19 protein-coding genes are annotated in these 22,136 nt (G+C 61.4%); 9 read left to right on the top strand and 10 right to left on the bottom strand.

All coding sequences use genetic code 11. The annotated features are described in order from the left end of the window. Positions 1-355: 355 nt before the first annotated feature. Positions 356-1,939: a flavin-containing monooxygenase gene (locus tag B2589_RS05105; RefSeq protein WP_286815833.1), complete on the top strand. Its 1,584-nt coding sequence runs from the start codon at positions 356-358 to the stop codon at positions 1,937-1,939. A 44-nt stretch (positions 1,940-1,983) separates the two neighbouring features. Here the strand turns inward: B2589_RS05105 and B2589_RS05100 are convergent, their stop codons facing one another. After that, positions 1,984-3,495 (bottom strand): acetyl-CoA hydrolase/transferase family protein, encoded by a 1,512-nt coding sequence (locus B2589_RS05100; RefSeq protein WP_269802517.1) that lies wholly within the window; start codon positions 3,493-3,495, stop codon positions 1,984-1,986. A 283-nt stretch (positions 3,496-3,778) separates the two neighbouring features. On the opposite strand from B2589_RS05100, the gene rluF reads away from it, so the two are divergent. After that, complete coding sequence (gene rluF / locus B2589_RS05095) at positions 3,779-4,777, top strand: 23S rRNA pseudouridine(2604) synthase RluF (RefSeq protein WP_286815832.1); 999 nt, start codon at positions 3,779-3,781, stop codon at positions 4,775-4,777. Positions 4,778-4,865: 88 nt separating this feature from the next. Next, positions 4,866-5,492 carry a MarC family protein gene (locus B2589_RS05090; protein WP_286815831.1) on the top strand — a complete coding sequence of 209 codons (627 nt, stop codon included), beginning with the start codon at positions 4,866-4,868 and terminating at the stop codon, positions 5,490-5,492. Here B2589_RS05090 and B2589_RS05085 read toward each other — a convergent pair. Beyond that, positions 5,481-6,278 (bottom strand): transporter substrate-binding domain-containing protein, encoded by a 798-nt coding sequence (locus tag B2589_RS05085; protein ID WP_286815830.1) that lies wholly within the window; start codon positions 6,276-6,278, stop codon positions 5,481-5,483. The genes B2589_RS05090 and B2589_RS05085 overlap by 12 nt on opposite strands. A gap of 32 nt (positions 6,279-6,310) precedes the next feature. Here B2589_RS05085 and B2589_RS05080 point away from each other — a divergent pair, with 32 nt between their 5' ends. After that, the gene (locus B2589_RS05080; RefSeq protein WP_199456120.1) at positions 6,311-6,895 is read left to right on the top strand and encodes a gamma-glutamylcyclotransferase; all 585 of its coding nucleotides are present in this window, start codon (positions 6,311-6,313) and stop codon (positions 6,893-6,895) included. A gap of 140 nt (positions 6,896-7,035) precedes the next feature. Beyond that, positions 7,036-7,353 carry a hypothetical protein gene (locus B2589_RS05075; protein ID WP_273134569.1) on the top strand — a complete coding sequence of 106 codons (318 nt, stop codon included), beginning with the start codon at positions 7,036-7,038 and terminating at the stop codon, positions 7,351-7,353. Here B2589_RS05075 and B2589_RS05070 read toward each other — a convergent pair. Further along, the gene (locus B2589_RS05070; RefSeq protein WP_286815829.1) at positions 7,334-8,260 is read right to left on the bottom strand and encodes a DMT family transporter; all 927 of its coding nucleotides are present in this window, start codon (positions 8,258-8,260) and stop codon (positions 7,334-7,336) included. The two genes, B2589_RS05075 and B2589_RS05070, sit on opposite strands and share 20 nt — an antisense overlap. 330 nt (positions 8,261-8,590) lie before the next feature. Between B2589_RS05070 and B2589_RS05065 the strand changes: the two genes are divergently transcribed. Further along, the gene (locus tag B2589_RS05065) at positions 8,591-9,538 is read left to right on the top strand and encodes a LysR family transcriptional regulator (protein WP_286815828.1); all 948 of its coding nucleotides are present in this window, start codon (positions 8,591-8,593) and stop codon (positions 9,536-9,538) included. Between the two features lie 352 nt (positions 9,539-9,890). On the opposite strand, the gene B2589_RS05060 is transcribed toward B2589_RS05065, so the two are convergent. The 3 genes from B2589_RS05060 to B2589_RS05050 all read right to left on the bottom strand — a co-directional run bounded on the left by B2589_RS05060 (position 9,891) and on the right by B2589_RS05050 (position 14,290). After that, positions 9,891-12,389 (bottom strand): acyl-CoA dehydrogenase, encoded by a 2,499-nt coding sequence (locus B2589_RS05060; RefSeq protein ID WP_286815827.1) that lies wholly within the window; start codon positions 12,387-12,389, stop codon positions 9,891-9,893. A gap of 78 nt (positions 12,390-12,467) precedes the next feature. After that, on the bottom strand, positions 12,468-13,358 hold the full coding sequence (locus tag B2589_RS05055; protein ID WP_286815826.1) for a prenyltransferase: 891 nt from the start codon (positions 13,356-13,358) through the stop codon (positions 12,468-12,470). A gap of 44 nt (positions 13,359-13,402) precedes the next feature. Next, on the bottom strand, positions 13,403-14,290 hold the full coding sequence (locus tag B2589_RS05050) for an AEC family transporter (protein ID WP_286815825.1): 888 nt from the start codon (positions 14,288-14,290) through the stop codon (positions 13,403-13,405). Positions 14,291-14,414: 124 nt separating this feature from the next. On the opposite strand from B2589_RS05050, the gene B2589_RS05045 reads away from it, so the two are divergent. Further along, complete coding sequence (locus tag B2589_RS05045) at positions 14,415-15,596, top strand: MalY/PatB family protein (protein WP_286815824.1); 1,182 nt, start codon at positions 14,415-14,417, stop codon at positions 15,594-15,596. Between the two features lie 3 nt (positions 15,597-15,599). Here B2589_RS05045 and B2589_RS05040 read toward each other — a convergent pair whose 3' ends face one another. Next, on the bottom strand, positions 15,600-16,538 hold the full coding sequence (locus tag B2589_RS05040; protein WP_232901809.1) for a DMT family transporter: 939 nt from the start codon (positions 16,536-16,538) through the stop codon (positions 15,600-15,602). A 39-nt stretch (positions 16,539-16,577) separates the two neighbouring features. After that, the gene (locus tag B2589_RS05035; protein ID WP_286815823.1) at positions 16,578-17,978 is read right to left on the bottom strand and encodes a succinylglutamate desuccinylase/aspartoacylase family protein; all 1,401 of its coding nucleotides are present in this window, start codon (positions 17,976-17,978) and stop codon (positions 16,578-16,580) included. A gap of 185 nt (positions 17,979-18,163) precedes the next feature. Here B2589_RS05035 and B2589_RS05030 point away from each other — a divergent pair, with 185 nt between their 5' ends. After that, on the top strand, positions 18,164-18,322 hold the full coding sequence (locus B2589_RS05030; RefSeq protein ID WP_022989318.1) for a YqaE/Pmp3 family membrane protein: 159 nt from the start codon (positions 18,164-18,166) through the stop codon (positions 18,320-18,322). 9 nt (positions 18,323-18,331) lie between these two features. On the opposite strand, the gene B2589_RS05025 is transcribed toward B2589_RS05030, so the two are convergent. Then, a complete protein-coding gene (locus B2589_RS05025; RefSeq protein ID WP_286815822.1) occupies positions 18,332-19,969 on the bottom strand; it encodes an MBL fold metallo-hydrolase in 1,638 nt (545 codons plus the stop codon). Between the two features lie 288 nt (positions 19,970-20,257). Between B2589_RS05025 and B2589_RS05020 the strand changes: the two genes are divergently transcribed. Further along, the gene (locus tag B2589_RS05020; RefSeq protein WP_022989316.1) at positions 20,258-20,683 is read left to right on the top strand and encodes a thioesterase family protein; all 426 of its coding nucleotides are present in this window, start codon (positions 20,258-20,260) and stop codon (positions 20,681-20,683) included. Positions 20,684-20,689: 6 nt separating this feature from the next. Here B2589_RS05020 and B2589_RS05015 read toward each other — a convergent pair whose 3' ends face one another. Further along, positions 20,690-22,012 (bottom strand): MATE family efflux transporter, encoded by a 1,323-nt coding sequence (locus B2589_RS05015; protein WP_286815821.1) that lies wholly within the window; start codon positions 22,010-22,012, stop codon positions 20,690-20,692. Positions 22,013-22,136 lie beyond the last annotated feature (124 nt).

Genomic DNA, 22,136 nt, shown 5'->3' with positions numbered 1-22,136 from the left:
GATGGCGGAGCAGAAGCGCCACATGGGCTCAGCCGAGCGCTGATGAAGCGAAGCTTCATGCGACAGCTGAGCGACCGCAATCTGTGATTGCGGGCCGGACCCCGAAGGGGTGCCGCAAGGAGCGGTTTTTGGACAGCCTCCCCCCCAAACCAACCAAACCTCGGAGCCAGAGGCCAGTAGATCCGGAGCACCCAACCCCGAGGCCACACAGGCCAACAATCTGTCACCCAAGGCCAAACACCCGAACCGGAGTATACAAGTGTCTACTCATGGCGGTATACATGTGTCTACCGGTCATGATGACCACCGAAACAACAACAGGCAAGGCCCAAACAGGCCACACAGGAGTGCAGCAATGACACAAACCGCCCAGATCGCCATCATCGGCACCGGCTTCTCCGGCCTCGGCATGGCCATCAAACTCAAGGAAGCAGGATTTCACGACTTTGTGATCCTTGAACAAAGCGACGACATCGGCGGCACCTGGCACGAAAACCACTACCCCGGCTGTGCCTGCGACGTGCAATCGGCGCTGTACTCCTTCTCCTTCGAACAGAACCCCAACTGGAGCCGGATGTTTGCCACCCAGCCGGAGATCAAAGCCTACCTGCGCCACTGCGCGGAAAAGTACGGCCTGATGGAGCACATCCAGCTTAACACCCACGTAGCCGGTGCCCGCTGGGATGAAAGAACCGGTGCCTGGACCATCGAAACCTGCGACAGCCCCGAACTCTGGGCCTATATGGAAAAACAGGGCCTCAAGCCCGGTGATTCACTGGATCGCAGTGACAAAACCCTGCCCAGATTCCGCAAACTGCACGCCGGGGTGCTGGTGTCCGGCATGGGTGGCCTGAGCACGCCGGCGTACCCGGATATCAAGGGCATGGAGTCTTTCACCGGCACTCGCTTCCACTCCCAGAACTGGGACCACGACTATGATTTCCGGGGCAAGCGGGTGGCCGTTATCGGCACCGGCGCCTCGGCCATCCAGTTTGTGCCGGAGATTGCCAGGAATGCGGCCCACCTGGACCTGTACCAGCGCACACCGCCGTGGATCATGCCCAAGCCGGATCGGGAAATCCGCCCGCTGGAACGGATGATGTTCCGCAAGTTCCCGCAAACTTTGAATGCTTTCCGCCAGAGCATCTACTGGATGCTGGAAGCCCGGGTTCTGGGTTTTGTCGGTAACCCCCGCATCCTGAAAATCGGTGAGCTGCAGGCTCGCCGCCACATCCGCAACCAGATCAAGGACAAGGAACTGCGCAAAAAAGTCACGCCGGATTTCCACTTCGGCTGCAAGCGGGTGCTGATCTCCAACAACTACTACCCGGCGCTGGACCAGGATCACGTGGATGTGCTCACCGATGGCATCCGTGAAGTGAAAGGCAACACCATTGTGGATAACAACGGCACTGAGCGTGAGGTGGACTGCATCGTCTACGGCACCGGCTTCAAGGCCCAGGAGCCGATTCCCCGGGGCGTGATCTTCGGCCGTGGCGGCCAGGACCTGCTCGATGCCTGGCGAGAGGGTGCGGAAGCCTACAAGGGCACCACGGTGGCCGGCTTCCCCAATTTCTTTATGCTGATGGGCCCGAACACCGGCCTGGGCCACAGCTCCATGGTGTACATGATCGAATCCCAGGTGCAGTACGTGCTGGATGCCCTGAAGAAAATGCAGCACCGGGGCTGGAAAACCGTGGAAGTGAAAGACGATGCCTTCAGCCAGTACAACGCCTCCATTCACGCCAAGCTCGGCGATTCCGTGTGGCAGACCGGCTGCAAGAGTTGGTACGTGAACGAGAACGGCAAGAACACCACATTGTGGCCGGGCTTTACCTGGCAGTTCCGGCAGCAGACCCGGCTCTTTGATGCCGAGCAGTATGTGTGTGAAGCAGCAGAGGTAATGGAGCAGGGTGGCGAGCCGGCGTTGGCCGGCTGACCATTGCAACAGGGCCAGCGCAGTGGCTGGCCCTGTAAACCGGGTTACATCTGCCCGGTTTCTTCGAAGCGGTGGTGCCAGCTCAGGGCTTCTTCCAGCAGGTGTGGGGTGTGCATGCCGCGGCCGCTGTTGCAGGCGCGCTCGAAGTAGTCCCGCAGGCGCGGGCGGAAGTCCGGGTGAGCACACTTTTCGATGATGTTCAGCGCCCGCTGGCGGGGCGGAAGGCCGCGCAGGTCGGCCAGGCCCTGCTCAGTCACGACAATCTGCACGTCGTGTTCGGTGTGGTCCACGTGGGACACCATCGGCACAATCGTGGAAATAGAACCACCCTTGGCGGTAGACGGGGTCATGAACACCGACAGGTAACCGTTACGGGCAAAGTCGCCGGAACCGCCGATGCCGTTCATGATGCGGGTGCCCATCACGTGGGTAGAGTTCACGTTGCCGTAGATGTCGGCTTCAATCATGCCGTTCATGGCAATGATGCCAAGGCGGCGGATCACTTCCGGATGGTTACTGATTTCCTGGGTACGCAGCACAATGCGGTCCCGGTAGAAATCGATGTTGTCGGCCAGCTCCTGGTTGGCTTCCGGGCTCAGGGAGAATGCGGTGGCTGAGGCCTTGGCGAGTTTGCCGGATTTCAGCATCTCCAGCATGCCGTCCTGCAGCACTTCGGTGTAGGCAGTCAGGTTGTTGAACGGGCCTTCGTTCAGGCCAGCCATCACAGCGTTGGCAATGTTGCCGACGCCGGATTGCAGCGGCAGCAGGTTGGCCGGCAGGCGCTTCTTTTCGACTTCGCTGGCGAAGAAGTCCAGCAGGTGGCCGGCAATGCGACGGGAGTTTTCGTCCGGGTCGCTGAAACGGGAGTTGCGGTCCGGCGAGTTGGTTTCCACTACCGCAATCACTTTCTCCGGCGGGCACATCAGGTACTTCTCACCAAAGCGCTCGTCCGGTTTGGTGATCGGAATCGGCTTGCGGCGCGGCGGCAATGCGGTGCCGTAATAGACGTCGTGCATGCCCTCAAGGCCGGCACTCTGGCCGTGGTTAACTTCGAGGATGACCTTGTCGGCCTGGTCAATCCAGGTTTTGTTGTTGCCGATGGATGACGACGGAATCAGCCGGCCATCTTCCGTAATGCCCACCACCTCGATGACAGCAATATCCAGCTTGCCGAAGAAACCGGACCAGGCGTGCTGGGCCACGTGCGACAGGTGGATATCCATGTATTCCATCTTGCCTTCGTTGATCTTCTGGCGGCAGGTGGGATCGCTCTGGTAGGGCAGGCGCATTTCAATGCCGTCCACTTCGGCCAGCGCGCCGTCCAGTTCCGGGGCGGTGGAGGCACCGGTCCATACGCTGATGCGGAAGTTCTCGCCACGGGCGCGGTGGTCACGGATGTGCTCGGCCAGGGCCTGGGGCACGGCTTTCGGGTAGCCCGCGCCGGTGAAGCCGCTCATGCCCACGTTCACGCCGGAGGGGATCAGGCTGGCAGCGTCTCGGGCACTCATAATACGCTTGCTAAGTTTTGGGCAACGAATCCTGGATTCGGTCGACATGATCCACCTCTTGTTATGCGGTTAACGGCCCCGGTTCCTGACCTTGTCGGCAATGGGGCGAACAGAAAAGCGCCATATTCTAACAGCGAAACAAGAAAGCATGCTTAATGGTGTTAGTGAAACTACCTAATTCTTTAGTCTAATGCTGGTGTAAGTTCCAGATAACACTGGGATAGTTCGGAGGGCGAGCCGCGGTTTGCCGGTTGCCGTAGCGGCCACCCGGTGGGATGATGCCCGCATTCGACCGTGAGTTATCCCATTTCCAGGCATCCGGCAGGGCTCCATGAACACCAGAACCTCCACCCGACTGAACAAATACATCAGCGAGAGCGGCATGTGCTCGCGCCGGGATGCTGACCGCTATATCGAGCAGGGTAATGTTCACATCAACGGCCGCCGGGCCCAGGTGGGCGACCAGGTGTTGCCGGGCGATGTGGTGAAGGTGAACGGCCAGGTGGTGGAACCCCGGGATGAGGAAGACCTGGTCTTTATCGCCCTGAACAAGCCGGTGGGCATTGTCAGCACCACCGACAGTGCTGAGAAAGACAATATCCAGCGCTTTGTCGGCCACAGCGAACGGATTTTCCCCATTGGCCGGCTGGATAAAGACTCCCAGGGGCTGATTTTCCTCACCAGTAACGGCGACCTGGTGAACAAGATCCTGCGGGCCGGTAATAACCATGAGAAAGAATACCTGGTGACGGTGGATAAGCCGGTCACCCGGGAATTCGTCGAGGGCATGAGTAACGGCGTGCCAATCCTGGGCACCATGACCAAGCGCTGCAAGGTCGAGAAGGTTTCCCGGTTTGTGTTCCGCATCATCCTGGTACAGGGCCTGAACCGCCAGATCCGCCGCATGGCCGAGCATTTCGGTTATGAGGTTACCCGGCTGGAGCGGGTGCGGATCATGAACGTCAGCCTGCAGGGGCTGCCGGTGGGGGCCTGGCGGGATCTCACAGAAAAAGAACTGGCGGTGCTGTTCGATGCCATCCGGGATTCGTCGTCGGAGGCCTCGCAGCCGGCCGGTAGCAAACCCCGCAAAAAGCCTGCCGCAGCGAAGGGCGGCCGCCCGGGTGCTGGTGGCAAGCCGGCCAGGGCCGGAGCAAAGCCCGGTGGCAAAGCCCCTGCAGGCAACGGCCGCAAAGGCCCCGGCAGCGGGCCCGGAAAGCGCCCGGGCGGCAAGCCCGGTAACGGCCCGAAAGCGGGTGGACGCGGCCCCGGCCCGAAGGGCAAGCCGTCGAAACCCGGAAAGCCCCGCAAACCATCCATCAAGAAGCGCTGAACACCCATCATAGGTTCTCTTCCTTACGGCAGAACCGGCAAACCGGCGCTATGCTTACCGGCTTTAAACCTGTGCCGGATTTGCCTCAATGCTTGAAACGTTTTTCTCGACCTACCTCAGCAGCACCATTCGCTTCCTGTTCCTGCTGGCGCCGTTTTTCGTGGTCACCATGTTCCTGGCGCTTACCCGGGGGTTACCGGCAGCCGAGAAGGCGTCGATCATCCGCCGGGCCTGTGTGTCGGCGTTTATTCTGGGGGTGGTCCTGTTCTTTGCCGGCCCGCTGCTGTTCAACGCCATCGGCATTACCCTGAACTCGTTCCGCATCGGGGCCGGCAGCTTGCTGTTCCTCACCGCTATCAGCCTGGTGAACAGCGGTACCCGCAACCATGCCACCGGCCTGCCGGATGAAGACCGCGATGACATCGCCGTGGTGCCCCTGGCCATTCCGGTGATGATCGGCCCGGCAACGATTGGTGCCATCCTGGTTTACGGTGCTGAACTCAAGGCGGTGCCGGAAGTGGCGGGCGGTTTGCTGGGGCTGGTGTCTGGCTTGCTGATCCTGGCGGTGTTGCTGCGGTTGTCCAGCTACCTGGAAAAAGCCCTGGGCAAGACCGGCCTGAACATCATGTCGAAGATCAGCGGCCTGATTCTCTCGGCCATGGCGGCGGAAATCGTTCTGACCGGTATTGCCGGGTTTATGGCATCAGTCGCCTGAAGGTAAGGCCGGAAACCGGTATTTTTCCTGCAGTTGCCGTGGAATTTCGGGGTTCTGCTCAAGAAAATCGGCCAGTGCGTTGATGATGTCCGGGTGCCGGGCAGATGACAGATGGTAGCTGCTGAGGCTGACCGGCAGCAGGTGGGCCGCGGTTTCAAAGCGCCCTGTCGCGTCCAGGTTGCGGAAATGGTACTCCGCCACCGGCGCCGCCAGGTTGATCACTTCTACCCGACCGGCCAGCGCCATCAGCACCAGGTTTTCCGGCGATGACGCGGTAATCAGTTCAACATCGCCCTGGTCGATCCGGTTCTGGAATTTCCACGGGGTAAAGCCGTGTATGGTGCCGTAGTCGGCCATCTGCTCCCGGGTGATGCCGGCGTTTTCCCGCAACACGTACAGGCCATCGGCAAAGTGCAGCAGCGGCGGCGAATAGCTCAGCTCCATGCCCAGTTTTTCGGATTTGTTCCAGTTGGGGTGATCGGGCAGGGCGAAGTCATACAGGCCCCGGGTGTACTCCCAGATCATCCGGCGCACCGGCCGCACCTTGTACTCGAAGCGGATAGCCTCGGCCGCAGCAAAGGCATCCATCAGGTCCCGCAGGTAACCGGAATACTCGTTACTGGCTAAATCAGCCTTGTAGATGGGATAGTAATCAATATCCTGAACCACCACGCTGTAGGTGGGTATTGGCTGGCTGTCCGGCTCGGCTGCGCTAACCGGACATTGAATGAGCCAGCCGGCAAAGCTGGCCAGAAACGCCAGCCGGATTGAATGAAAAACCTGCAATTGAAACGTCTCCCGGAAATATCAGGACAGGAATGACTGCTAATACTATCGACCACAATCGGGCCCGGTACAACTTTGAGGGTATCGAATCGGTATGGCTGTTTGGCTATGGCTCGCTGATTTACAAGGTGGATTTCCCGTTTCTGGAACAACGCCCTGCCACTATTCGCGGTTGGGCCCGGCGGTTCTGGCAGGGTTCCCACGACCATCGGGGTACACCGGAAGCACCGGGGCGGGTAGTCACCCTGATTGAGCAGCCCGGAGCCCGATGCAAAGGCATGGCCTACCGGGTATCGCCCAATGTGTTCGAGTACCTGGATGTGCGGGAGAAGAACGGCTACCTGCGCTTCAGCACCACCATGACCTTCGACGACGGCAGCCACGCCGAGGGGCTGGTGTACATCGCCACGGAGGATAACGAGGCGTTTCTGGGAGAGGCTCCGGAAGCGGATATCGCCGCCCAGATTGCCGCTGCCGCCGGGCCCAGCGGCCCGAATTCCGAGTATCTGCTGCGGCTGGCGGAGTCTTTGCGGGCATTGGGCGACGACTGTGTGCATACCTTTGCGATAGAAACGCACCTGCTTGGCAGCGAACCTGTCGCGGTTAAGGACCGTTAAACGTCAACCGGTGTAAAGCTTGTGCAAATTCGCCCTTCGGGCGCTGACAACACCCTTCTGTTCGGTAATCTGACGGCAAGGCTTCACGGAAAGTTTCCGTATAGCATGGTTTCAGTCGGTCAACAGATGGGAGAGTCATCATGAAACGACTACTGATCAGCAGTACCCTGATTGTCGCCCTGGGCTTTGCCGGCCTGGCACAGGCAGACGGCTACCGTGGCCATGGCCACCCGCCGGGCATCCAGAAACAGCTGGAACGGGGCAAGGCGCTGCCGCCGGGGCATCAGAAGAAGTACCTGCGCTCGGAATGGCGGGACCGCCACGATCACTACCGGTATCGTGACGATTACCGGAACGGATACCGCACCAGCTACGGCTACGACGACCGTCTGCCGCCGGAGCATCGGGTAGCGCGGATTATCCGCGATACCCAGGCGATCATTGAGCAGACCCGCTGAACCCGGGGTCCAGCTCTTTCTGCGGTGTTTCCCGGCTGGCGGGGTTAAAGCCCCGGGCCGGTGAACGCCGCCGGTGCCGCAGGCCAATCAGTACCAACGGCACCACGATCATCATGCTGCCGGCCAGGAACCACAGGTCCGGCACCTCACCAAACCAGATCCAGCCAATGGCCACCGCCCAGATCAGCCCGGTGTATTCGGCGCTGGTGACCTGGTTGGCATCCACCTGCCGGTAGGCCAGCAACACGGTGATGTTGTAACCCAGGATGAACAGGGCCGAGCCGGCGGCGCTGACCAGGATCTGCAGGTTCCACGTTGCCCCTTCCCAGAATGCCAGTGCGGCTGCGGCCGGTATGATCAGCAGGTAGTTCAGGAACAGCTTGTGCACGGTGGTTTGTTCTTTCGGCAGCTGGCGGACCATGACGGCGTTGATGGCCAGGGCAAAGGCCGAGCCCAAGGCAGCGATGACGGCCCAGTTGAACTCCACCGGGCGCAGTATCACGATGATGCCGGCAAAGCCGCTGAACACGGCGGTGACGCTCAGGGGCGTGAGTTTTTCCCGGAAGAATACGGCCGACAGCACCATCACCAGTATCGGCGCGGCGTAGAACAGGGCGTTGGCGGTAGCCAGCGGCAGGTTGGTGAGGGCGATCACCATGCATACGATGCCGACCAGGTGGATGTGGGCGCGGATGGCGTGGACTTTCAGGCCGCCGAAGAGGTTGCCTGTGTCGAGTTTGCGGGCCAGTGGCACCAGAAACACCAGGGTGAGTACGCAGCGCAGGAAGGCGAACTGGAAGACGGGGGCGCCGGGGTCCATCAGTTTGATGAAGACGTCCGAGAGTATGGCCATGGCGTTGCCGATGACCAGCAGCAGAATGGCGCTGTTGACGGTTTTGCCTGACACTTTGGTGCTCCTTTTCCTTCCTGAAATCCGCTGGTTTGGTGCATGAGTGTGTCGGGGGACTTGCTTCCGAAAACCGCTGCGAGTACTTCCTTGTACGCTTGTCTCCGCCCCTCTGCGCTTATTGCTCCTGCGTCGCGCAGAGGGTCCTGGGCAGGCCATCCCTGGCCAGCCCGTGAAGTGCTTTCGCCCTTCACCCATGGCTACGAACATTTTCGGAAGCAAGTCCCCCGACACACTCCCGAACCTTGGAGGTGGATTCTAGGTGTGTTTAACTATCCGATAAAATGATCATTATTAGTCAGTCATTAGAAAATTCGATAGCAGGCCGCCATGAGACTACCCCCACTCAAAGCCCTCCCCGTATTCGAAGCCGTTGCCCGGCTGAACAGCTTTTCGGCCGCTGCCGAGGAACTGGCCATCACCCAGAGTGCAGTCAGTCACCAGATCAAGCAGCTGGAGACCTATCTGGGCGAACGGCTGTTCTGGCGCTCCGGTCGGACGGTGACGCTGACCGACGAAGGGCGGCAGTATTTTGATGCCATTGGCACCGCCTTGTTGCAGATTGAACGGGCGAGTGAACAGTTGCTGGGGCATGAGGAGTCCCGGTTGCGGTTGTCGGTGTTCAGTTCGTTTGCGGTGCGCTGGCTGGTGCCGCGGTTGCCGGATTTGCAGCGGTTGCACCCGCAGATCGACCTGGCGCTGGAGATGAGCAGCGAGAACCCGGTGTTGTCGGATCGGGTGGCGGATTGTTTTATCACCATCCACACCACGGCGCCGGCCTACAGCTATGAGCATTTGTACACGGAGCGGTTGTTTCCGGTGTGCAGCCAGGATTACTGGCAGCGTATCCGGCGAGAGTTAGGGCGTGACGCGGAGCCAGAGGGGCTGGATGAGCGGCCTGTGTTGCCGGAGGATATCGCGGGCTTTCCGTTGTTATCGACCCACAGCATCTTCGACAAACCCGCCGGTGACTGGCAGGCGTGGTTTCGGGATGTGGAGCAGCCGTTGCCGTCTGCTGCCCGTGTTCAGCATTTCAGCCACATGCTGCTGGCGCTGGAAGCTGCGCGGTTCCATCAGGGAATCGCCCTGACCAACGACTATATGCTGAGTACCCGGAAGGATTCCGAAGACTTCGTTCGTTTACCGACCCATTCGGTGGTGACCGGCGACAAGTTCTACTTTGCCTGGAAAACCAGCCGCCGGCGGGAACGTGGGATTCAGACGTTACGCCGGTGGTTGGTTGACGAGGCAATTCGGGGTGGGCTTCGGGGGGAGTGATCCTCCTAGCCTGCTGCTTCGGTGCTTTGAACAGGGCGGGCGAGCCTTTCCAGAAAGCGCTCTAGCCTTCCATGGGCGCTTATGTTCCGCCATCCATGGCTCCACAAATTTCTGGAAAGGCTCGCCCGCCCTGTTCAGCTATGCCTTGTGCAGTTCGCTTTGTTAAAGTCGGATTTTCGGGGCGGCCTGCACATGGTCTGGGGCAAGCCTTGGCGGGAGGGGGCTCCAAAAATGTGCGGAGCCATGGATGGCGGAGCAGAAGCGCCACAGGGATGTGCCGTAAGGAGCGGTTTTTGGAGCCCCCTCCCGCCAAGGATTGACCTCCACCCAAACCTGCAAGCTACAAGTAACCCTACTCCGAAGACCGCTCGACAACTTTACGCTTACCGGTAGCCGCTTTAGCCAGTGCTTTCAGGCCATCAGCATCAAACGCATCTACGCGGATCACGTCGTACAGGGCCGTCAGGGCTTCTTCCAGCTTCGGGCACTCGTCGGCTGTTACGATACCCTGGGCACAGGCCCAGTCCACCAGCTCCTTGCGCTGATGCCCCATCAACAGGGCGATACCGTCCAGCTCGTCTTCGTCGCGGCTGCGGATGGCTTCGTGCAGGCGCTGGCGCATGTCGGCGGTTTCGTTGGCCAGCTTGTAGGCGTTCAGAACGCGCCCCAGAGGATCGTCCGGATCCATGTTGATGAAGGTACCCCGGCTGATGCGCTGGCGTACCGGCGTGTCTTTCACAATGGTCGCCGCCACCTTCGCGCCGAGTTTGTCATCCGGGCCGTTCAGGCCGGTGGCGCCGAGCGGGAACACCAGCAACCGTAGCGGCCAGCGCAGGGCCGGGACCGGGAAGTTGATGATGGCTTCGCGCATGGAGTTCTGCAGGTCGTGCAGGCAGGTTTGCAGGCACCATTCCACCAGGTCTCGCTGATCGTCCGGGTAGCCTTCTTCGTGCCATTGCTTGATCACCGCCGTGGCGTAGTACAGCTGCACCAGGCAGTCGGCCATGCGGCCAGACAGGCGCTGGCGGGCTTTCAGGCCACCGCCGACGGTAAGCAGGGTGACGTCGGTCATCAGGGCGAAGGCCGCAGAGAAACGGCCCAGCTGGCGGTAGTACTTCTCGATGTCGCCGTGGCGTGGCGCGGTTTCCAGCCAGCCCTTGCTCAGGCCCAGTACCAATGCACGCAGGGCATTGCGGGTGGTGTGGGCGAGGTGGCGGTAGAAGATGCCATCGAATTTCTTCGCGGCCTTGTCTTCGTCTTCCATGCCGGCCGCTTCGATTTCCTCGACGATAAACGGATGGCAGCGGATGGCGCCCTGGCCGAAGATCATCAGGCTGCGGGTCAGGATGTTGGCGCCTTCCACGGTAATGCCGATAGGCACGGCCTGGTAGGCCCGCGCCAGGAAGTTGCGGGGGCCGGTGATCACGCCGCGGCCGGCTACGACGTCCATGGCGTGGTTGATCACTTCCCGCATCAGGTCGGTGTTGCGGTATTTCAGCACGGCCGAGGGCACGGACGGCCGTACGCCCCGGTCCAGCATACCGGCGGTGAGCAGGCGGGCAGCGTCCATCATGTAGGTGTAGCCGGCAATGGGTTCCAGGGCTTCCTGCACGCCTTCAAACTGGCTGATGGAGCGGCCGAACTGTTCCCGTGTGTAGGCGTACGACCCCGTAGCCAGGCTGGCCAGTTTGCCGGCACCGGTGCCGAGGGCTGGCAGGGAGATGGAGCGGCCGATGGACAGGCATTCCAGCAGCATTTTCCAGCCCTTGCCGAGCATGTCCTGGCCGCCGATGACCTGTTCCATGGGAATAAAGACTTCATTGCCCCAGGTGGGGCCGTTCATGAATACCGTGTTCATGGGCAGGTGGCGGGCGCCGGCGTGTACGCCGTCGGTGTCGCGGGGTACCAGCACACAGGTCACGCCAATGTCATCGTCGCCGCCCAGCAGTTTTTCCGGGTCATACACCTTGATGGCCAGGCCGATCAGGGTCGCCACCGGGGCCAGGGTGATGTAGCGCTTGTTCCAGGTGACCTTCAGGCCCAGTACTTCCTTGCCGTTCCATTCGCCCTTGCAGACGATGCCTTTATCCGGAATGGCGCCGGCATCGGAGCCGGCCACCGGGGATGTGAGGGCAAAGCAGGGAATCTCTTCGCCACCGGCCAGGCGCGGCAGGTAATGCTGCTTCTGGTCGTCGGTGCCGTAGTGCATCAGCAGCTCGCCCGGGCCCAGGGAGTTGGGCACCATCACGGTGACTGCAGCCGATACGCTGCGGGTGGAGATTTTCATCACGATTTCGGAATGGGCGGTGTTGGAGAAGCCCAGGCCGCCGTCTTCCTTGGGAATGACCAGGCCGAAGAAGCCGTTTTCACGGATGAATTTCCAGGCTTTTTCGGGCAGGTCGTAGTGTTCGTGGGTGATCTGCCAGTCGTCCAGCATCTGGCACAGCTCTTCCACCGGGCCGTCGAGAAATGCCTGCTCTTCACTGGTCAGGTGCGCGGGGGCGGCGTCCAGCAGCTTGTTCCATTCCGGCTTGCCGGAGAACAGTTCGCCGTCCCAGTCTACAGAGCCAGAGGCCAGGGCTTCCTGTTCGGTCGGCGACAGCTTGGGCAAGCGGCTGCGGACCCAGCCCAGCAATGGCCGGCTGAGCTTGTCGAGGCGGAGGTCTCCGGGCAGGGTGATCAGCAGGGCCAGTGCCAGCAGGATACCGCCAACCAGAAAGCTGAGGATGTGCCAGTCGTCGTTGGCCACCCCGATCAGGGTGGCGACGGACATCACGATCGCGGCGGTTTTGCCGCCGATACTGAAATAGATCAGCACCAGGGCACTGAGAACCAGAAGCAGGACGCTCATCAACAGATCTCCATATCAAAATGTTTGCCCCTAACCATCGGCTATAGATCAGTCAGTTGCAAGTGAAACTACCGGCTTTCAGAGGCTGATGCCCAGCACCAGCAAGGCGAGGGTAGACAGCAGTACGGCGACGTTGGCACCGAGTACCTGATTCAGCGCGGCGGGGTTATCCAGGCACGCTGGCAGTTGCCGGCTCAGCCACAGTGCAACGGGCAGTGGCAGCAGCGCCAGCAGGCTCCAGGTTGGTATCAGGTTGAGCCAGGCGGCAGCGGCAATAAGCCCGAAGCTTCCCAACAACAGCGTTGCGACCAGTTTGCTGGCGGCGCGGGGGCCCAGGGTAATTACCAGGTGCCGGCGGCCGGCTTTGCGGTCGGCCTCGGCATCGGGTATCTGGTTGATCAGCAGCAGCTCGCTCACCAGCAGCAGGGCGACGCCGGCGCACACCAGCGCGGTGGCATCCAGCCGGGCGCCCAGGGCAATCAGCGCACCCAGCACCATCACCGGGCCAAAGCCGATACCGGGGGCCAGCAGGCACAGCCAGGGGGAGCGGGTAATCCAGCGGGTGTAGGTGAGCACCAGCATTACGCCGGCGGCGCCGAGCACAAACATGGGCAGGCCGCGCAGCCACAGGAAGTAGAGGCCAATGGCAATCACCAGAGCCAGGGTGCCAAGGGCGGCAAAGAGCACCCTTCTGGCCGCCGACGGAGTTTCCGGCAGGGCTCCGCTGCCGCCGGAAAACGGCGTGCGGCTGGTGGTCAGGTCGAGGCCCGAGACAAAGTCTTCGTACTCGTTCAGCAGGTTAACGGCGGCATGGGCCAGAACCGCGCCGATGAACACCAGCAGGGTATCCAGCAAGGCAGGTGGTTCACCCTGCTGCCAGGCCACGGCCAGCCCGAGCCCGACACACAGCGGTGCCAGTACCAGGAAATTGGGGCGGGAGGCGCGAACAACCGCTACTGCTTCAGACATGGAATACCGTACCTGGTAAATCGAAATCGTGCATTGAAACCCGGTTATACGTAGCCGGCGGAAAATACCAGCCCGAGCACCACCGGCATTACCACCAGGCTGCCGAGGTTGCTCAATAATACCAGCGATGCCACCTTGTGGGGTTCCTGCTGGTACTGCTCTGCCACCATGTAGTTCAGTACCGCCGGCGGCAGTGCCGCAAACACCCACAGGCTGGCGACCTGAAGCCCCGGCAGGTCGAGCATGGCGATCATTGGCCAGGCCAGCAGCAGGCCGCTGGCGGGGCAGGCGATGGCGCCGATCAGCCCCAGTTTCCAATCGCTGAAGTCCACATCCAGCATGCGCACCCCCAGCGCAAACAGCATCAGTGGAATGCACACACCGCCAAGCATGTTCAGGGTTTCCAGCAGCCAGCCGGGCAGGGTTACGCCACTGAAATTCACCGCCAGGCCGGCAATACTGGCAAATACGATGGGCAGGCGCAGACGTTTCACGATCGAGGTATGGGGGTCGAGCATGTACAGGCCTACCGAGAAGTGCAGCAGCATTTCCACGATAAACAGCACAATGGCGGCCGGCAGTGCCGCTTCGCCAAAGGCCAGCACCAGCAGGGGGATGCCCATGTTGCCGGAGTTGTTGAACATCATCGGTGGCAGGAAGGTTTTCAGGTTCAGGTCCAGCGCCCTGGCCAGCGGGTAGAGCACAACCCCGGAGCCAAGCACAATCACCGTGGCGGCCAGGGCCAGCCCGCCGTATTCCTGCAAGGGAGCCTGCTGGTCGGCGAGCACCGCAAACACCAGCATGGGCACAAACAGCTCCATATTCAGCACGTTCAGGCCCTGGATATCGGGCGTGCGGTAGCGGCCATACAGGGCTCCGCAGCCGGCGATCAGGAACACCGGTAGCATGGTGGACAGGATTTGCGCGATCATAGCGGGTTCCGATAGCGAGTGCCGAAGCGGCCTGTTAGCAAAGCCGACAGGTTCGCAAGTCCCCGGCCATTGGGCAAGTGGCCGTTGGTATCGGGCAGCGAAAAACCATCAATGGAGAACGCCTGTGACTGCGGATTTTGACCAGCCGATCCCGAGGGAAAACACCCATTCCGTGAAGTTCGATGTGCGCCGGGCCGTGTTCGGCCGGGAGGATGTGATCCCGGTGTGGGTAGCGGACATGGATTTCGCCGCCCCGGAGGCGGTCACCCAGGCCCTGAAAGCCCGGGCCGAGCATCCCGTGTACGGCTACACACTGTTTCCGGACAGCCTCTACCAGTCCATGATCGACTGGTTTGCCAATCGCCACGGCTGGCACATCGAGCGGGACTGGATTCTGATGGCGCCGGGGGTGGTGCCGTCACTGCATGCCGCCTGCATGGCCTACGCCGGGCCCGGTGAGGGTGTGATTATCCAGCCACCGGTTTACCCGCCGTCCTTCAGCTCGGTGCGGGACAGCGGCCGGGAAGTGATCGAGAACCCGCTGTGGCTGGATGAAACCAGCGGCCAGTACCGGATGGACCTGGAGCACCTGGAGCAGTGTGCCGCCCGGGCCGATGCCCGGGTTCTGATGCTCTGCTCCCCTCACAACCCGGTGGGCCGGGTCTGGTCGGAGGAAGAGCTGGAAGCGGTGCTGGATATTGCCCGCCGGCACCAGCTGGTGATTCTCTCGGATGAAATCCACTGTGACCTGACTTTTCCCGACAAGCCGGCTCATACCGTGCTGGCCAAACTGGCCGGGCCGGAGGACGCGGTGATCACCGCCGTAGCCCCCAGTAAAACCTTCAATATGCCGGGCCTCGGGCTGTCTGCCCTGGTGATTGCCGACCCCGGGCAGCGCCAGGCCATGAAGGCGGTGTTTGATTCCATGCACCTGCCCCAGTGCAACCCGTTCAGCGTGACCGGCTTTGAAGCCGGGTACCGCCACGGGGCGCAATGGCTGGACCAGTTGATGGCTTATCTGCAGGCCAACCGGGATTATGTTTGCGGGCAGGTGGCGGAGCGGTTGCCGGGAATCAAGGTATCCCGGCCGGAAGGCACCTACCTGATGTGGCTGGATTGCCGGGAGCTGGGGCTGGACGATGCCGGGCTGAAAAGGTTCTTCGTGCAGCAAGCCGGGGTGGGCATGAACCCGGGTATTTCCTTTGGTGAGCCGGGCAGTGGCTTCATGCGCCTGAATATCGGTTGCCCCAGAGCCGTTCTGGCGCAGGTACTGGAGCGTATTGAAACCGCCCTGAACCAGCGCTGAGGCCTACTTCTGGTATACCGGCGGCCGCCGCCCCACCCGGGTGGCCAGCAGCAGGCCGGCCAGGATCAGCAGGGCGCCGAACAGGTGGTAAAGCCCCAGTGACTCGCCCAGGAACAGGATGGCGAGAATGGAAGCAAACACCGGCGTCAGGTACATGAAAATGGCTGCGTTGGCGGGGCCGATTTCGTGCACCGCGTGGTTCCAGAACGCGTAGGCCAGAATGCCCGGGAAGATGGCAAAGAACGCCAGCGGCAGGGCGGTGCTTCCGGACAGTTCGAAACCGCCGCTGAACCACAGCAGGTCACCCAGATAGAACGGCAGGATGACCAGGGTGCCCAGCAGAATCTGGGCGGTCAGAAAGGTCAGCGCCGGCAGGGGCACGACGTGTTTGCGCAGCAGCACCGAAAACACGCCCCAGCTGAACACCGCCGCCACCATGATCAGGTCCCCGGGCTGGGCTTGCAGCTGGGCAATGATCCGCAGATCCCCCCGCCCGATCACGATCAGTATGCCGACAATGGCCAGCCCGATACCCAGAGCCTGAACCGGCCGCGTGCGTTCCCCCAGCAACAGCCAGGCCAGCAGGGCGACAAAGATCGGGATGGTGGAATTGATCAGGGCGATGTTGGTGGCGGTGGTGGTCATCGCCGCGTAATACAGCAGGGAGTTGAAGGCCGCTACGCTGAAGGTGGCCAGCACCAGAAGTGTCACCAGGTGCTGGCGGATCACCTGCCGGTGCCGCCAAAGCCCGGGTAGCCCGAATGGCAGGATCAGTGCCAGGGCGATCACCCAGCGCCAGAACGACATGGACAACGGCGGAATGTGTTCCACGGTGGCCCGGGCGACCACGGCATTGCCGGCCCAGAATAGCGGCGTCAGCACCAGGCCGATATAGGCCAGGCCCGGAATTTTCGACAGCATGCCGGCGTTATCTGCAGCCACGGGGAGTCCTCGGGATCAGTGCATCAAACGCCTAGCATACTACTCTCCCGGGACTTCTGCCTCCGTACCAATGTGGTAGGCGGCAAAGCCGGCCATCACCACCTGGTCTACCGCCATACCGATTACCCGGCCGTTGGAATTCGAGCGGATGGGGTATTGTTCGTTGGTGATCGGGTCGGCCACGTAGCCGAGGATTTCACCCTCGGAAATCCGGTCACCCAGATCCACATCGCTGAACAGAATGCCGCCATGCTGGGCGCGAATCCAGGTGGAGTCGTAGTAAACCGGCTGCGGATCGCCCCAGACAAACATCCGGGAAATCATGCCGTGCTTTTCCATCAGGCTGTTAAGGCTGTTTACGCCGGCTTCAATCTGGTGTTCCTGTATGCGGAGCGATTCCCCCGCTTCCAGAGTTACCGCGCGAATGCCCGCGTTAACCGCAGCCGTGCGCAGCATGCCCGGTGAACCGCTGCTGTGCACCACCGCCATGCGATCAAAGCCCCGGGTGAACTCGGCCACTTCCGGGTTGTTCATATCGGCCCGCAGCTGGGGCAGGTTGGTACGCTTGAGGGAACCGGTGTGGATATCCACCAGCATGTCGCAGTGGCCGATCACATCGGTGAACAGGGAATGGGCAATCCGGTCTGCCAGGGTGCCGTCGGGGCGGCCGGGGAAGTACCGGTTGAGGTCTCGCCGGTCTGGCAGGTAACGGCTGCCCTGCTGGAAACCGCTCAGGTTGACGATGGGAACCCCCACCACGCGGCCGCTCAGCTTGGCCGGGTCCAGGTCGTACATGGCCCGGCGCACAATTTCGATACCGTTCAGTTCGTCACCGTGAATCGCGCCGGTCAGGCACAGGGTGGGGCCGGTGTGAGCACCGTTTACCACCAGAACCGGCGTGGTCTGGGACAGCCCGGCAATCTGGATATTGGGCGACCAGGCCAGCCGGGTAGAGGTGCCTGGCAGCACTTCCTTGCCCAGCAGGGTGAAGGTTTCCGACGGCACCGGTGCGTGTTCGGCGGCCTCGGGTTCGCTTCCGGCTTCTACCGCCTGCTCTGCAGCCAGAGCTTCGAAATCGGTTTTCGTTTCTGGCTCCGGCATTGGCGCAACTTGCTTCAGATCGACGTTGGGCGCAACCTGGCGCGGTTTGATTAACTCTGCAGTAACCGGCTTCGGTGTTTCTTCAGCTGGAAGTTGTGCCGGTGCTTCGGCCTCATCGGGGGCGTTTTCCGAGAGTTTGGCCTTGTTGCGTCGCGGCTCGGACTGAACCACATCTTCGACATTTTCATCTTCCGCGAGCTGCGCGATCAGTGGGGCCGGCAGCGCCGTACCGGTCTGAGAGCTGCCGGTATCAGCACCAGCGCCTACTGGCACCAGCGCCAGCAAAAAACAGGTGAGCAGGGTGCGGTTTGCGGAGTAGTCGCGTTTGGGAAACAGCATAAGTCCTCAAGTACCTTGACCAATCGGCCCAAGCATAGGGCCCGCGGGGTGTCATGAATACCGCTGTGACGAAGCTTTAATGCCACTTTCATGATTCAGGGCCGGATATTGGCCGGCCTGTTGTGTATAACAGTGCTATCTTGCAATGATATGAACCGTTATACGCTCACCAAGGAGATAAGTGTATGGACCTTTTGCGAATTCTGATTGCGATTCTGTTACCGCCGTTAGGTGTTTTTTTACAGGTAGGTATCGGCAAGCACTTCTGGATTAACATTGTGCTCACCCTGCTCGGTTATATCCCGGGTATTGTTCACGCCGTCTGGGTGATCGCCAAGAAGTAACCCGGCTGGTCAGGCCGGGTGCACGGTGTGCCAGAGCTCATCCTTCTGGAACGCCCTGTGCTCGGCCTCCAGTTTCAGCAGGTGCGCCAGGGCCGAACGGGCCGCCAGGCCATGAATGGCCGCGGGTACATCGTCATAGGCCTTGGCGGTGAGATCTTTAAGGGAAACCGGTGCCAGGGCTTCCAGTGCCCGGAAAATCTTGTGTTCCCGTGACAACCGGTGGGTGATCAGATAATCAATCACCGCCTCCGGCTGGCCCATCAGAAAGCCGTGGGCGGGGGCAATAAACCGTACCGGTTCTTCCAGCAGTTCGTACAAAGACTCCACATACGCCTTCATATCGCCGTCCGGCGGATTGATCACCACCGTTGAGCCTTGCATGATGTGGTCGCCGGCGAACAGCAACTCCTGCTCCAGCAACAGAAAACAAAGATGGTTCGAAGCGTGGCCGGGCGTGTGCAACACCTTCAGAACCCCGGCCTCGGTAACAATCAGGTCCTCATGCCCCGGTTCATCGTCCGGGGTGAACGCCGTGTCGTGGCTGGGCGCATCCGGTGCCGGCCAGCCAAACACCCGGCACCCGGTACGTTCCTTCAGCACCCGGGCCGCCGGCGAATGGTCCATATGGGTATGGGTGGTCAGCACCTGATCCACCACCCCGCCGGTCAGCTCCAGAATCCGCTCGATGTGGGCCTCGTTTATCGGCCCCGGATCGATCACCGTAAACCGCTCATGGCCCAGAATGTAGGTGTTGGTACCCGGCCCGGTCATCATGCCCGGATTCGGCGCCGTCAGCCGTACCACCCCGGCCGCCACCTCTACCGGCTCACCCGGAACAATCTCCGCCCGGGTGGACCCTTCGCCTTCCGGGTCCAGCTTCACCGCCTCGTCATAGGCCGGCGCATTGGGCTCCAGCAGCACCGGCTGGCCCTTGCGAAGTGCCGGCCACGGGTCGGTCGGAAATGCCTCCGGCGGATTGGCGTGGGCATAGCGCATCAGCTCGGCGGTGGTGCTGAAATCACACAACACCCGCAACGTGCGAATCGTCGGCAACCCCAACAACCGCTGCCCGCCCCGATGCTCCTCCAGCGCCTGCGCCGGCGAAATCCACACATGGTCAATGGTCTCGGTGCCATCATGACTGGCAACCTGACCCTCCGGCGCCACCGCCACAAAAAACCGCGTATCAAACCGCCGCGGCGGCCCCGGCGGCGTCACCCAGTGGCTCAGATACGCCAACCGGTCCAGCGGCAACGTCAGCTGATGCTTCTCACACAACTGCGCCAGCGAAACCTCCTCCCGGAACAACGCAAACCGCTCACCATGCACCGCATGACCGGAATCCACCAGCTTTCCGGAGCCATCCTGGGCCAGCAGAACACCCGCCTCCTCAAAACACTCCCGAACCGCCGCCAACATGTAATCCGCGCCGCCCTCATCCAGGCTCATGGTCTGGCTGATGTCGGCATCTTCAATCCCGATCGAATGCGCCCGCGCCTCCGGCTCCTGTTCGTTAACCGCCCCGCCGGGGAACACAAAATACCCCGGCATGAAAATGGCTTCCCAGCTGCGTTGCAGGAGCAGGGCTTCAATGCCGTTGTCAGTATCTCGGGTCAGAACCAGGGTGGCCGCAGGGCGAATATCCATATGTCTCTCAATGTCTTATTAGATTATTGGTGCGCGCACAGGGTTAGAGTGGGGATTGGGGAAGGGCTTTCCAAAAATTTGCGGAGCCATGGATGGCGGAGCAGAAGCGCCACAGGGATGTGCCGTAAGGAGCGGTTTTTGGAAAGCCCTTCCCCAAGCGCCACAAATACCCGGAGTTAATGCGCATGGTGTTTAGCAAGATACCCGAACAACCCACAGGATGAGAAGGGACAAAGGTAGGAGTATGATGCAGCCCCAACACCAAAGCGCAAACCAAGGAACCCCGCCGTGGCCAGAATCAAACTCGAATTCCCGGATAACGCCTTCTGCTTCGAAACAAGGATGCCGGTCAGAATCACCGACATCAACGGCGCCAACCACCTGGGTAACGACGCCCTGATCTCCATGCTCTCCGAAGCCCGCGCACAGTTCCTGGTGGAATACGGCGTTGAAGAAGGCGGCGAGGATGGCTCAGGCATCATCGTCACCGACCTGGCCACCATGTACCAGGGCGAATCCTTCTACCCGGACATGCTGCGCTTCGAAGTGGGCCTGATGGACTTCAACAAATACGGCGGCGACTTCGTATTCCGGGTAACCAAGGCCGACAGCGGCCAGCCCGTTGCCCTGGCCAAATACGGCTTTGTGTTCTTCAACTACAAAACCCGCGAAGTCACCCCCATGCCCGAGAGCTTCCGCGCCCGCTTCGCCTGAGCCGCATCATGCCGGCCGGCGCAGCCGGTTCATACCTTGCCGGTACAGGCTATAGGCCATGGCACCGGCCAGCAGGTTGCCAATCAGGGCGCCGGTCATCAGGCCGGTCAGCCCGGATACCTGCCCGCCAATCCAAAGCAGCGGCAGGTAGCAGGCAAACAGCCTCAAGGTGGAAATCAGCAGCGCCCGCATGGGCATGCCCAGGGCGTTGTTCACCGATACCATCAGAATGCACACCCCCAGCCCGCTGTAACTCAGCGGCACCCGCAGCAGGTAACTCAGCAGAGTGTCCTGTACATCGGCATCCGGGCTGAACAGGGTTGATACCACGCCCGAGGCGCCCAGCCACACCAGCCCGATAAACAACTGCCAGCCCAGGATAAAGCGCACGGCAATACGCACCAGTTTGCGGATATTCTCCAGCTCACCGGCCCCGAGCATACGGCCAATCATCGGCGGCATGGACATGGTCAGCGCCAGCACCACCACGATGGAGAAAAACTCCAGCCGGGTACCCAAACCCCAGGCCGCCACGGCGGCGGAGCCGAAACCTGCCACCAGGGCGGTGGCGAGCATGGCGGAGATCGGTGGCATCAGCTGGCTGACCATCGCCGGGGCCATGATGCCACCCAGCTGGCGGACAGCCTGGGCCAGTTGCAGCTGGAGCAGGTCAAAGCGCAGCCAGGCCCGTTTGAGTAAGGTGGGAAACATGATCAGGGCGCCGACGCTGAATGCGGTGATGGTGGCCCAGGCGGCGCCGGGCAGACCCCAGCCAAAGACAAAGATGTACAGCGGGTCCAGCGCAATGTTGAGCAGGCTGGTGATGATCATCATGTAGCCGGGCAGGCGGGTATCGCCGTTGGCTCGGCATACGGCGTAGCTGAAGTAAACCATGGCGCCGGTCCAGGCCGACAGCAGCCAGGGTACCCAGTATTCGCGAATGACCGGGCGCAGGGCCTGTTCGGCCCCGAGCAGGTCCAGGATCACGCTTTGCAGTAGCCAGACCGACAGGCAAAGGGTCAGCGCAAGGCCGGCGCCAATGGCAATTACCAGGCCGCCGAGGCGCTGGGCGCGAAGGTCTTCGCCCTGGCCCAGGGTGCGGGAGATGATGGCGGTGGTGGCGATGCCCAGGCCCACGTACATGCCGCTGACCAGTTGTTGCATGGGCACAGTGAAGCCTAAGGCTGCCAGCGGGTCCCGGCCCAATTGGCCGACGAAGAAACTGTCGGTGAGCTGGAAGGTCATCAGGGAGAGGACGCCGAACAGCATGGGCCAGGTCATGTGGTAGAGCTGGCGGCCCAGGGAGGCGTTTTGCAGGTTTTTGTGCACGTCGAGTTGGGTGCCTTGGTTCTGAGTGTGGCGGGATTCTAACAGGTCTGGTTATCGGTGCATGTAGTCGGTTTCCGGTGCAAGCGCCCGGGCGGGGCAGGCTGTCCAAAAACCGCTCCTTGCG

Origin of the sequence: Marinobacter sp. UBA3607, from assembly GCF_002375525.1 — a bacterium.
Taxonomy (GTDB): Bacteria; Pseudomonadota; Gammaproteobacteria; order Pseudomonadales; family Oleiphilaceae; genus Marinobacter; species Marinobacter vinifirmus.
This window is presented reverse-complemented; position numbering and strand designations above follow the sequence as displayed.

Coding starts and splice junctions, on each gene's coding strand:
- B2589_RS05100 (WP_269802517.1), bottom strand. CDS start 3,495: ATGTCGACCGAATCCAGGATTCGTTGCCCAAAACTTAGCAAGCGTATT.
- B2589_RS05080 (WP_199456120.1), top strand. CDS start 6,311: ATGACTGCTAATACTATCGACCACAATCGGGCCCGGTACAACTTTGAG.
- B2589_RS05050 (WP_286815825.1), bottom strand. CDS start 14,290: ATGATCGCGCAAATCCTGTCCACCATGCTACCGGTGTTCCTGATCGCC.
- B2589_RS05090 (WP_286815831.1), top strand. CDS start 4,866: ATGCTTGAAACGTTTTTCTCGACCTACCTCAGCAGCACCATTCGCTTC.
- B2589_RS05030 (WP_022989318.1), top strand. CDS start 18,164: ATGGACCTTTTGCGAATTCTGATTGCGATTCTGTTACCGCCGTTAGGT.
- B2589_RS05060 (WP_286815827.1), bottom strand. CDS start 12,389: ATGAGCGTCCTGCTTCTGGTTCTCAGTGCCCTGGTGCTGATCTATTTC.
- B2589_RS05065 (WP_286815828.1), top strand. CDS start 8,591: ATGAGACTACCCCCACTCAAAGCCCTCCCCGTATTCGAAGCCGTTGCC.
- B2589_RS05035 (WP_286815823.1), bottom strand. CDS start 17,978: ATGCTGTTTCCCAAACGCGACTACTCCGCAAACCGCACCCTGCTCACC.
- B2589_RS05055 (WP_286815826.1), bottom strand. CDS start 13,358: ATGTCTGAAGCAGTAGCGGTTGTTCGCGCCTCCCGCCCCAATTTCCTG.
- B2589_RS05105 (WP_286815833.1), top strand. CDS start 356: ATGACACAAACCGCCCAGATCGCCATCATCGGCACCGGCTTCTCCGGC.
- B2589_RS05025 (WP_286815822.1), bottom strand. CDS start 19,969: ATGGATATTCGCCCTGCGGCCACCCTGGTTCTGACCCGAGATACTGAC.
- rluF (WP_286815832.1), top strand. CDS start 3,779: ATGAACACCAGAACCTCCACCCGACTGAACAAATACATCAGCGAGAGC.
- B2589_RS05075 (WP_273134569.1), top strand. CDS start 7,036: ATGAAACGACTACTGATCAGCAGTACCCTGATTGTCGCCCTGGGCTTT.